The sequence below is a fragment of the Paracoccus fontiphilus genome (assembly GCF_017356265.1).
In the GTDB taxonomy this organism is placed as follows: domain Bacteria; phylum Pseudomonadota; class Alphaproteobacteria; order Rhodobacterales; family Rhodobacteraceae; genus Paracoccus; species Paracoccus fontiphilus.
The window spans coordinates 1-2,613 of sequence record NZ_JAFNAW010000144.1 but is presented as its reverse complement, the minus strand read 5'-3'; the positions used below and the strand labels follow the sequence as shown (position 1 = coordinate 2,613).

The window sequence follows — 2,613 nt, the reverse complement described above, 5'->3', positions numbered from 1 at the left end:
AAAGGGAAAGGGTGGACGACTTTTACGCCGCCCGCAGCAGCTCCATGCCGCCGCTTCCGTGGCCTAATTTCTCACCGCCGTTCTCACACCGGGCGACAACCGCCTCGTCCGAGAGCTTGAAGGCATGCTGGATATACATCAGCCCCGCCACCAGGCGTGGAGATGTCGCTGGCCGCCCTTGGTGCGAAGGGAAGAAGGTTGCCCACTCCCGCTCGAAAAACTCCCAGTCGATCAGTGCGGCGAGCTTCACCAGCTCGTGGCGCGCATCGATCATGTCGACCAGTCTCGGACGGAGCAGGTCATCCTGTTCAGGAGCGCGGGAATGGGGTTTCATCGGCAACCGAAAATTGCAGGGTTTCTGGCCAAAGCATACGAAACCCTGCAATTCAACGCGAATGAAACCGCATCTTCAGCACACAAATTCAATGCAGTAGGAGTTGTTCAGGCCGGACTAGCTAGTCGGCTCTGAACAACCTTATCCGCCAGCCAATGCTTCGCGTTACTGGTGGCGCACTTGTCGCAACTGCGCCTTGAGAACCTGACCGGCATTCTGACCAGCTTTGAACGCAGACTTGCCGTTCTCGACGGCTTCGATGATCTGTTTCTCTTTCTTCGGGTCTAGCGTATAGGGCCTTGGGATACCGCCACCAAAGCCGCCGCGCTGCTACGCCAGGATCAGGCCTCAGACCGGCTTGATGGCCAGCAGGAACGCCCGGATTGCGGCCGGTCATAGGGCAACCAGGTGAACGACGGGCCCGCCGTCGCTACCAGCGGCGATCCCTGACAGCAGAGTGTCGGTGCCAGTCAGCAGCAGCAGAGCAAGATGCCGGGCCAGAAGTTGGGCTCTTCTACGGCAACTGGCGCCCTAGCACGGCGCACCCGCAAGCCGCTGCGGGAACGCCGTCACGCGGGGCGATGGAAGCAGCTTAGATCGACCGGCGGCGCTTTCGCATCATCGCGAGAGCGCCGTTCATTTATGCAGCCTTCTTCTTCTGCAGCAGTTCAAGCTGCTGCTCCTGATACCATCGCTGGGCATCAGGCAGGGGTCGGCGAAAGATGCCATAGGACCGCGGTATGGCGGCCATCACGCCCTTGGCTTGCGGAAAATCGAACCGCTTCGACAGGAAGTCTTTTAGCGTTTCCCCAACAAGCCGCCGCAAAGCGAAGACCGCGAAGGCAGCGCGGTGCTTTGTTGGGGAGTCGCTGTTGGTGTGGATGAACAGAGCGACGTTCGAGACGCCGAGGGACGTCGCTTGCATCCGGGTTATGCGGCTTCCCTCTACCTCATAATGCATCAGTCGTGCGTCAGGAGAGAAAGCGCAGATGCCATGCCTTCCATAGCGATAGCTGGCGTCCAGATCCTCGCAGGGGCAGTAAGCCAGCAGGAAGGGGTTGAACTGCTCGCGCTGCGCTATGTGCGTGCGCACCGCCATCCCATAACCTGGCAGATGCCTTACTTTGATCAGGTTGTCTGACGGCTGCAAGGAGGGGCGGGGGCGACGGCTGTCATAGGGCACGAACATGCGGTCCATCGCCTGCATCAGCACTTCCTTCCGGAAGAACCGCCACAGGCGATACTTTTCTAGGAAAGCCAAGCGAGACTTGTTCGCGGTCGATCCACCCTTCTTTTGCTCGATAGCAGATGCGTCCTGATCGGACCCTCCCAGCAAGGCAGCAGCAATCGGCGGAAGCTCACTGACATTCTGCAGAGCTAGACCGGCGACCCGCTGCTCGTGATCGGCCTCGAATGTCGCGAGGAACTTCTCGGCGCAATCCGGGAAAAGGAGCGAGTCATCATCCAGAAGCAGAACGATATCGGCCGTGACATGGGAAAGAGCCTGATTGCGCTGCACCGCTGACGACCTAGCCGATGCCGGTTCAAGGATAAACTCGACACCAGTCCCAGAGAACAACGGCTGCAGGGCAGCGCGATGCTGTTCTGCATCCTGGCTAGCATCGACAATAATCACCTGCTTGGGCAGGCGGGACTGCGCCAGGAGGCAGCGCAGGTTCACCTGAAGAACGTCAAAGCGATTCAGCGTTGGAATGCATGCTGACCACGAAAGAGCACCTGAAGACTGTACCTCAGCTAAAGCTTCATTCTCCAATTTCACCTCTGGAAAAAGCTATTACTCATCAAGATTTCAGTCACTAACTTGACTGATATATTTGGCCTGCGCTGCACTTGCGCTATCTATGTGCGAGCGAAGTGCACGGATGAATTTATTCTCAGCTTCGTGCATCTGCCGCTCCTGTTCGGCCGGATCATGGTTGCGCAGCAACCAATCTATGATGCGACGAATCATGAGGAACCTCTTCGAAACCAGAACACAGCACCCTTAGTGGCGTGTGAACATTTGCCCGGTGAATGACTGCCTGTCACGCAAAAACCGGCACCACTCAAGACATCAATACAGGAGGCCCGCGCGCGATGACAGTGCAGCGGACATTGCCGCGCGAGGTCATCCCCCGATGAGCCTCGCAGACTTCATCAAGGAGATTGGCGGCGGCCTCGCGGGCGTCGTCTGTCCGTCGTCGAATGATTTGGAACAGGCGACCTGATTTTGCTCTGGAGGGCTCTGGCTCTGTAGGTTGAGATTATGCTGCCTGGCG

General features: G+C 58.1%; 2 protein-coding genes and 1 pseudogene. All 3 read right to left on the bottom strand.

The features are described from left to right. Positions 1-88 precede the first annotated feature (88 nt). Positions 89-334: pseudogene (locus tag J0F76_RS20420) on the bottom strand (transposase); the annotation flags it as partial. A gap of 640 nt (positions 335-974) precedes the next feature. After that, positions 975-2,114 (bottom strand): glycosyltransferase family 2 protein, encoded by a 1,140-nt coding sequence (locus J0F76_RS20415; RefSeq protein ID WP_341351632.1) that lies wholly within the window; start codon positions 2,112-2,114, stop codon positions 975-977. Positions 2,115-2,144: 30 nt separating this feature from the next. Beyond that, positions 2,145-2,306 (bottom strand): hypothetical protein, encoded by a 162-nt coding sequence (locus tag J0F76_RS20410; protein ID WP_207472295.1) that lies wholly within the window; start codon positions 2,304-2,306, stop codon positions 2,145-2,147. Positions 2,307-2,613: the final 307 nt, after the last annotated feature.